Source organism: Bradyrhizobium sp. MV1.5 (genome assembly GCF_055807615.1).
This window is the reverse complement of the sequence record NZ_JBVVPL010000087.1, coordinates 1-8440: the sequence shown is the minus strand read 5'-3', so window position 1 is coordinate 8440 and position 8440 is coordinate 1. Positions and strand designations below refer to the sequence as shown.

The window sequence follows — 8440 nt, the reverse complement described above, 5'->3', positions numbered from 1 at the left end:
CGTTGTAGACCAATCCAACGGACCCGGTCGGGCCTCTCAGTTCCGATGATTGCCTTCCATGCGTGATCCGGCCATCGCCCCCGACGGAGCGACATCGTCTCGCATAACGACGATGCTCATGCAGCCCTTCGTGACTAGGGAACACACTCGGCCTCCGCGAACATCCACTTTTCGAGGCTCATTCCCGCACCCCGCATGGCTCCTGTCTACACTTCGAACCCCGCGTTACCGCGACGCCCGCAAGACTCGGTCCCGGCCTGCCTGCTTCGGCCTTGGCCGGATGGGACTTGCACCCACAAGCATTCATCAGCTTGGTATGACGTACTCCCCGGTGATGGTGTAGCTCGGTAGAGCAAAGCCGCCCGGACGCGCGCCCCCGATAGCGCCGTAGCGGGCGGGCGGCTTTGCGGTGATCACCGGCAGTTCGCCGGTAGGGTCGCCATAACGCTTTCCTGGCGATCACTTGAATTGTGCAGCCGCCTTAAGAAGCGAGCACGTTGGACCTTTGCTTCTAACCTTGCTGCTCGTGTCAACTCCTAGGTCGGATAATTGATGTGAACAACGACGCGTGCCATTGCTCGCTTGCAAAGCGCCCCGCATACCCGGAGAGGCTTGCATTCAGAAATGCAAGTCCGGAGGTATTTGTCATGGAAATAGTGCATCAAGGTAGCTCGGTATCCTTTTGCTCGATTCTGCCACCGGCTGCGGTGTCCGTCCCAACTTCAAGCTGATGGCGTCGACTGCAAACAACCGTCGCTGATCACCTCCATCGCGAGCGAGATTGCGAAATCTACTGACGTCAGAAAATAGGCCTATCGAACTAAGTCCCATTGGCCAATAGACGTAACTCATTTTGGACGGAGGCTACCCGTGAATGCACGTGCCCAGAGAAACCGATTGCCGGCTGCCATCGCGTCGAGGCTCGCAGTACCGCTAGTGGTCGCGCCGATGTTTTCGGTGTCGGGAGTCGAGCTCGTGACCACTGTCTGCCGATCCGGGGCGATCGGCGCTTTCCCCACCGGAAACGCCCGATCGGTTGAGGAGCTCGATAACTGGCTAATACAAATGGAGCATGAGCACGACCAGCTAAATCGGCCGGCTGCTCCTCACTGTCCAAACTTAATCCTACAACATCCTAGAATTAAGGATGATGTTGCCTGTCTGGTGCGCCACAAAGCGGAAATTGCCATAACCAGCATGGGATCGCCGAGTTTGGTTATCGACGCTCTACACGATGTCGGCTGCTTCGTACTCTCCGTAGTTGCTTCACTCCGCCATGCTGAAAAGGCGATCCTGGCTGGTAGTGACGGCTTGGTTCTACTGACCGCGGGAGCTGGAGGTCATACTGGCTGGGCCAATCCGCTTGCGTTTGTCAGGGCTGTTCGTGCTGCATTCGACGGTCCTATCGCGCTTGCGGGTGGCATAAGCGACGGCGTATCGCTTGCGGCAGCGCGTTTGCTCGGGTGTGATCTCGGTTACATGGGGACTCGCTTCATTGCAACAGATGAGAGCATGGCAAGCCTTGCCTACTGCCAAATGCTAGTCGCTAGTACGCTTGACGATGTAGTGTTGACTAGAGCCTTTACAGGACTGAACGTCAGTATGCTTCGCCCTTCAATTGTAGCTGCAGGTCTGGACCCATCCAAACTCGACGAATTCATCTCCCCGGCGAGTGCCACGCAAATGTATGGCGGGAACAACTTAAGCCGAGGACCGCGGCGCTGGCTTGATATCTGGAGTGCAGGCCACTCCGTTTCAGGTGTGCGCTCGATCGTAAGCGCAGCTGAACTGGTACGTGAGATCGCCGGGCAATACCAAGAGGCTCTACTCGAACGGATATCATAAAGGTTACAGGGAAAAGAAACCTCTCTTTTCCGGTAATCTGCTCCAGCCTGAGCGGCCACTCTGCAACTGGATAGGTAGGCTGCTTCGATGCTCCGGTCGCTCAGCCCATATAAATTCACATCACGGAACAGACAGGTCTGCCGAATTCTCGATCTCGCGAAGACGGGCTACCCGATGGGTCACTCGAGGTGCGGCGCCGATTTCTCCCTGGGGGAGCCCCCTTTAGCTCGCACCCTTGAGACCATCGTGCGCGCAGATGCGCTCTGATCCGCGCCATCCTGATCGAACAGAAGGACAAGTGGGCGGTCCAGCGCGGCCCGCGGGTAAGCCCCTGAGGCACGAAATAATTGGGGATCGCGATGGAGAGATCCATTGACGAGGCGCCGCCGGATGGTCGTGCCCCAGTAAAGGTGTGCCTCGCCCGCTACGGCCCGCTTTGGGCGCGCATGCAGGCGGCGTTGCTAAACTATCGCGGCTTCCATCGATGTCGCTTTGATCACCGAGCCCTCTGCGGCTGTGTCAGCTCACATAACTCAGGTAGGGTTGGTAGAGCGGAAAGGTAATTTGCTCGGGAACTTTGGCGATTGCGGACAAAGCCGCGATCGCATTGTAATAAACAACTTCCTTCGGCATCCCCTTTGATGCCTGCGCTAGCGCATCGAGTACGCTCCGTTCAGTGTGCCAATCGATGTTGAAGGAAATCGACGCCGTTAGGCTGCGAACGTGGTGGAGCGTTCCGGGCGGCATGTAGAGCATATCGCCGGCATTTACCACGATTACGGCCGGGGTTGCTTCCCGGTATTGCGGAAAGCGCACATAGTCCGGTTTCTCTGGGTCCACATCGAACCATCTCCAACCGCGACGTCCGCACAAATTAGCCTCATCCGGCGGCATGATTGTGAATGCCTTCGTACCATAAATCTGAAAAAAGAAGTTATGAGTTAGGAGCGTGTCGAAGTGAAGCGGGGTGATCACGCCGGCTGGGCCCATGAAGAACTGCGAGTAGCGCCACCAATGCTGACGATAGCATGGACTAAGATAGGTCGTGGGAAATGGTTGACAATCGGCGGCCAGCGTCTCCACCAGACCCAATAATGGAATGTCGTGGCAGTACGGAATTGGTTTAGCGTCCGATGACGCTTCGTCCCCACACGGCGGCTGCTCCATAATGAACCGCACGTATTCTGTAAGCCGCCAGGAAGAGACGTCGATACCGTTGGCGGTAAGCGTTTTGACGGGCACTGTAATTGATCCGGCGACACGATCGAAATACTCGGGAGACCAGCGCTGGCAAGCGGGCCAACCGGCGCACCCGCCGCGTAGGAGAACCGGCCGCTTTGCATCTCTATAATTTGTCGCAAACTCAGACCCCGACAGCCGAGTCACGCTGGCAATCGATGATACGCCCGGGTGCCTTTCGTCGCGAAGCGATCCTGCTGACATTTTCTCATCTCCATCGTTTTCGACGTGACTATATTGGACGGCAACTATCAGTCTGACCGAGAGAAGATCTTGCTGCGCGCAACAATGAATCCTTCTTCTCTGTCGTGCTGATACACTAGACTCCTCAGTTCTTCCCCAGTTAGCCAAACAAGCCACTCGTCGTGCGAAATATTTTCTGCAACTAACTGCAATACGGAGCCTCCTGGTTCACAATGTAGAGCCTGCGAGACGCCTTTCTCGATTAGCGCGCGCGCGACAAATGCGCATGTGAAGTCGGGAGCCCACATGCCAAAACTCATACCACGCAGCAATCCCGCAATGATCCTGGACAGCCCCTTACCTCTAAAGTCTTCGCGCACCCAAAGATCGCCGTGGTAAGCTACCCTCCCAACGATCTTCTTTGCGCTTGGCGCGGAGCAAGAGCAGCGGTCCTGAGGATGTGCATGTAGGGCAGGCTCGGCGTAGAATGCCTTTAGGGACTCTACGTGTTCTGCAAAGTTACTGCCGGAAAGATCATATAGCCGAGCTGCCACTAAGAACGCGACTTCGTTGTTCTCGTCGTGTCCCTTGATCCAATATCCCTCGCCTGATTTGATTGGCGAGCGATCCGGCCGGAAATTTGGATACGTGGGATCCTTTGTCGGAGTAGCCCGCGTAATTGAGACGTACTCATCAAAATCAAACCCGACAAAAACCTTAAGACCTTTTTCGATAGCGGCGCGATCATATATTTGAAGGAATCGTGAAACTTGCAACGGGTTGACCAAAGTCTTCATTGCTACACTGTCCTATCGTGATAGACTTGCTCATTGCGCAAACCAGCAACCGATAATGCAACATCAGCAAGAGGCGAGCACCCACCTATTCTGATGAGCCGCGAGAGTCTGGCCGACCGCAGCTTGGCCTATTCTCAATACGGCGCCAAAAAGCGCTACATCCAAAGCTGGTGTCGGTGCTGTTAAAGCTTTGAAACCGTCAACAACGAGCTAGGCCTTGATCACAAGGAATATCGCTCCTGGCACATCGCTCGCTTCGCCATGCGCACTGGTAATGCTTGCGTTGCCGTATTAGCGACAATCGATCATACGACCATCGTTCGATGCCCGCGCAATGGCTCACCTTCATCAAGGGCTTTTTTGTATTATTTCTGTAGCGACGAGCTCACGACGATGCTGCCCAGGTCCGCGTTGAGAGGATTGCAACACCTCGTCATCAATGAGACACGGCGACATGTACACCTACTGACCGTCTTTGTGCGGAGCTCCAACATTAAAGCGACTTACCTTGTGCGTAGCTTAGCCCGTAGCCGAGTATGCTATCGTCGGCCAACCGTGAGCGATTGAAGTCCTGGATCTGCGTCATCCTCTCGATACGCTGATAAGGTAGTTGAGATCGGTGGATTGGCCCTTCAGAGGATCTGGCATTTGCCCAATTTCTCAGCTCCGAGAGGAGGAGTCTGCGCATGGCACGCCAATTGCTAGATCGGGCCCGAAGGCAACCCAAAGCGGCAATTGCTAGGTTTCCAATGTACCATGAGCAGTCTTATAAACAGGTGCGCTGGTACGCTCATAGATCAACAAAGGTCGACATAATGAAACGCAAGCACAAGCTTCTAGTGAAGAAAAAAGAAGAAAATGAGTTCCAAGATGTTCATCGCTTCTGGTTCGGAGGACCTGCTGGAACACTATGCGTCGGTGGGCCCTGAGTAGAGTGCGGAGACCAGGTGAGTGCCACGGCACGATTGGCGTCCCCGCAAACTCGTAAGGTCGAGGCGCAGGCCCTAAATTCGGAAGGGCTTTCTCGTGAGGCGAAGGTGGATCAAGCGATGCCGCCGAACCCAGCGGGGGCGCGCGTGCAGCTCGATTGAGTGACTGTTGCACCTTGGAGGATACGACACGACATTCGGAAAATGCGTTTCGGCTCGCTGAACTAGGCTGCCGCAGCATTTAGTTTTGGCGGTATCGCTGGAATAAATGTTGGGTTCGATGCGGACTGCAACTCTCGGCCCACCATTCCAAGCCGTCGAACGGCTTGCCATTGCGGGGACTAGCTTCTCGAGGGGTACCGTAGATGAGGTGCGGATGAGGCGGACGTGCGCTTCCCGCTCCAATCATACTGAGGGTCAATGTCAATGCGTGGGAATTCTACATTGTTTGAAAAGCGGCCGCGATCAGTAGGGCTTCTCGGAAGCGGTGTGATCGGCGGCGCTTGGGCCGCACGGTTCATCCTCAACGGAGTGGACGTACGGCTGCATGGTAGGTCCTCGGATACAGTGGAGCGCGTAAACAAATGCTTAGCCAACGCGCGGCGGGCATATCAGCGACTTACGTTGGCTCCGTTGCCAGCCGAAGGTTCGCTAACGGTCGTAAACTCAATCGCTGAAGCGGTACGAGATGTGGAGCTGGTGCAGGAGTCCGTACCGGAGCGTCTCGAGCTCAAACAGCAGATGCTGGCGGACGTCAGCCGGGCAGTGGCGCCCGACACCCTAATCTGCTCCTCCACATCGGCACTCCGGCCATCATTGTTGCAGGCGGCTATGAACCACCCCGAGCGGATGCTCATCGCCCATCCGTTCAACCCAGTTTACTTGCTGCCCTTGGTTGAATTATGCGGCGGACAGCTCACAGCGCCAACGACGCTCGCGCGAGCGGCGGAAATCTACCGGGCGGTAGGGATGCACCCGCTCGTGGTCCGCAAAGAGGTGGACGGTTTCATTGCGAACCGACTGCAGGAAGCTGTGTGGCGCGAGGCACTGTGGTTGGTGCATGATGATGTGGCCACGGTGCAGGAAATCGATGATGCGGTCCGGTATTCCTTCGGGCTGCGTCGGGCAATTATGGGTCCCATCCAAACGACCCGCCTCGGCATCGCCGAGAACGACGCCCGCCGCTCCATGGAAAGATTCGGATCTGGACTAAAGACGCCGTTGACGAAACTCACGAACGTGCCAGAGCTCACGGACGCTCTTCTGGACAAACTCGCAGAGCAGCTGGACTGGCAGGCGGAGAGCATGAGTGTTCCTGAGTTGGAACAGAAGCGGGACGACTGTCTAGTGGCTGTGCTGCAGGGTTTGCGCTCGCAGGGCTACGGTGCGGGCGAGACGCTCTTGCGCTGGGAGAACGAGCTACGACACTGTGTTTTCCAGCTCATCGATAGCACCGGTCCACTGAGTATGCCCATCAGACAGATCCCGTTTGACTGGATCGGCTACGATGACCACCTCACGGAAAGTCGTTACTCTCAGCTCTTCGAGGCTGCCACTGACGACCTACTCAACTACATTGGCATGGATGAGGAGTACCGCTCAATCATCGGCAGATATCAGATCGTCGAGACGCACTGGTTTTGTCTGCGGGAGCTGCGCGCCGGCGACCGTGTGCAAGTGCATACACAAATTCTCGGCGCCGATGAAGAGTGCCTGCATCTGTTTCACTTGCTTACGCGCGAAGGAGACGAGGAGCCAGCGGTCACAAGCGAGCAGATCTTGCTTCATATAGACGGCGGTAGTGGATGTCGCGGTCCCGTGCAGGGGAGAGTGCGTGCGCGCGTGCTGGAGTTAGCGCGCCTGCATGCAGCGCTCCCGCGTCCGGTACGTGCCGGCGCGAGAGTTGGGCTTAGCTGAGTCACTGCCGCGGGTCGCTGGTCAATCAGGCAATGCTAAGCCCTGGTTGGTTGGTCTCAATATTTTTGGAATTCCAAATCGTGCGCTTCTGGCTTACGGTCATAACCGCATCATGACCGCAATTCGAAGAGCGGCATGTTCCGCAATTCACGTGACCTCCCACCGAGTTTTTCATCCAGCAGCCGTTACAGCCTCGGCTTTTCTCCAAGTGGCGCGGGTGGAGCAACGGACGATCGGCGGAGCTGGCCCGGGTTGCCCAGCCGAGGGTCCGTTGCGGTGAGATAGGCGGCATTGGGTGCGGGCTCAGGTTCAACGACAAGTGAGGCTGCCGGTTTTGTAATCGGCTATCTTGGCGCGGCATCATCCAGATTACAGAACAGGGCTTTATTGAGTAGTTCATCGCACATCTGGTCATTGATCGGGAAGACGGCCCTGCTCCCTAGGCACCGCCGATATACTGGCGATGTACCACCCGTAACGGGAGCTATCCCCTATTCAAGTCGTGACAAATTGGATTCGACGCGTCGAACCCGCGCTTCAATCCATGCAATTGATATCCGAGGCTAAGTAACCAGTTCGATCTTTTTGCTCCGTCGCAGCTTCCCTGGTCGGCATCGGAGCCCTTCCTGCCACCAGCATGCAAATGTCGGCTGGGATGCCTCGCACGCCTGCAACAGGCCTGCCTATCGAAGCGTCGGCGCCAGTCGTAGATCTGCAGCGCGTCGCTCCATGCTTGCCCGCCACCTTGGACATCTAGGCACCTGCTAACAAACTCTCGGCGACGATCCGAACTTTATAAGCGGCACCTTGACCACCCTTCTAAGCATCCAGCCGGCCCACCCTGCCGATGAGCCGTCCAAATGGGCGACCTTTTTGCTGTCCGATCGCATCCCGAACCTCCGTCCAAGCGCGAGGCTTGAGCTGCTGCCGGTTTGATGGACACCGGGTTAAGCTAATCCACCTGGTTGCGCTCGGCGCGCTCGGTCTTCAGCGAAGAGAGGAAGCTCTCCGTCGCTGCGTTATCCCAGACGTTGCCGAATGCCGCTGTCAGCCATCAGGCTGCCACGATCGGAGTGATGCATCAGGGCATCCGGCTTGCCGCGTCGCCAGACGGCCATCAGAAGGGCGTCGGCGACCAACTGCTGTCATGCTGGCGCTCATCGACCAGCCGACCACTCGTCGCGAGAACAGGTCGATCACGGCCGACACGTAGAGCCAGCCCTCGGCCGTCCAGACTATAGGTGAAGTCGGCAATCCACTTCTGGTCCGGCCGCTCGGCTGCAAACTGCCGGTCCAGAAGGTTCGCCGGCACGTGCGAGACCTGGCGATCGCCTTCATCCTTCGGCAGACGCCGGCGCCGTGGTCGCGCCCGCAAGGCCTGCAGCGCATCAGCCGTTCGATCCGATGCAGTCCGCATTCGACACCATCTGCCAAAAGGTCTCTCCAGACACGCCGTGCCCCGTAGGTCCGGTCGCTGTCAAGGAAGCTTGCCTTCACCTTTAGGCCGACCGCTTCGTCGCTGCGGGATCT

At 57.0% G+C, this 8440-nt stretch carries 5 protein-coding genes and 1 pseudogene; 3 read left to right on the top strand and 3 right to left on the bottom strand.

Features of this window, described 5'->3' with window-relative positions; genetic code table 11:
- Positions 1–948: 948 nt before the first annotated feature.
- The gene (locus tag AC0L2J_RS34355; protein WP_473395928.1) at positions 949–1845 is read left to right on the top strand and encodes an NAD(P)H-dependent flavin oxidoreductase; all 897 of its coding nucleotides are present in this window, start codon (positions 949–951) and stop codon (positions 1843–1845) included.
- 519 nt (positions 1846–2364) lie between these two features.
- Here AC0L2J_RS34355 and AC0L2J_RS34350 read toward each other — a convergent pair.
- On the bottom strand, positions 2365–3231 hold the full coding sequence (locus AC0L2J_RS34350; protein ID WP_473395927.1) for a cupin-like domain-containing protein: 867 nt from the start codon (positions 3229–3231) through the stop codon (positions 2365–2367).
- 104 nt (positions 3232–3335) lie between these two features.
- Positions 3336–4064 (bottom strand): hypothetical protein, encoded by a 729-nt coding sequence (locus tag AC0L2J_RS34345; protein WP_473395926.1) that lies wholly within the window; start codon positions 4062–4064, stop codon positions 3336–3338.
- Between the two features lie 686 nt (positions 4065–4750).
- On the opposite strand from AC0L2J_RS34345, the gene AC0L2J_RS34340 reads away from it, so the two are divergent.
- Both AC0L2J_RS34340 and AC0L2J_RS34335 read left to right on the top strand, forming a co-directional pair.
- Entirely contained in the window at positions 4751–4993 is a 243-nt protein-coding gene (locus AC0L2J_RS34340) for a hypothetical protein (RefSeq protein WP_473395925.1), read from the top strand.
- Between the two features lie 420 nt (positions 4994–5413).
- A complete protein-coding gene (locus tag AC0L2J_RS34335) occupies positions 5414–6910 on the top strand; it encodes a 3-hydroxyacyl-CoA dehydrogenase NAD-binding domain-containing protein (protein WP_473395924.1) in 1497 nt (498 codons plus the stop codon).
- Between the two features lie 967 nt (positions 6911–7877).
- Here the strand turns inward: AC0L2J_RS34335 and AC0L2J_RS34330 are convergent.
- Positions 7878–8440, bottom strand: a pseudogene (locus AC0L2J_RS34330) (IS3 family transposase); the annotation flags it as partial.

Coding starts and splice junctions, on each gene's coding strand:
- AC0L2J_RS34355 (WP_473395928.1), top strand. CDS start 949: ATGTTTTCGGTGTCGGGAGTCGAGCTCGTGACCACTGTCTGCCGATCC.
- AC0L2J_RS34345 (WP_473395926.1), bottom strand. CDS start 4,064: ATGAAGACTTTGGTCAACCCGTTGCAAGTTTCACGATTCCTTCAAATA.
- AC0L2J_RS34340 (WP_473395925.1), top strand. CDS start 4,751: ATGGCACGCCAATTGCTAGATCGGGCCCGAAGGCAACCCAAAGCGGCA.
- AC0L2J_RS34335 (WP_473395924.1), top strand. CDS start 5,414: ATGTCAATGCGTGGGAATTCTACATTGTTTGAAAAGCGGCCGCGATCA.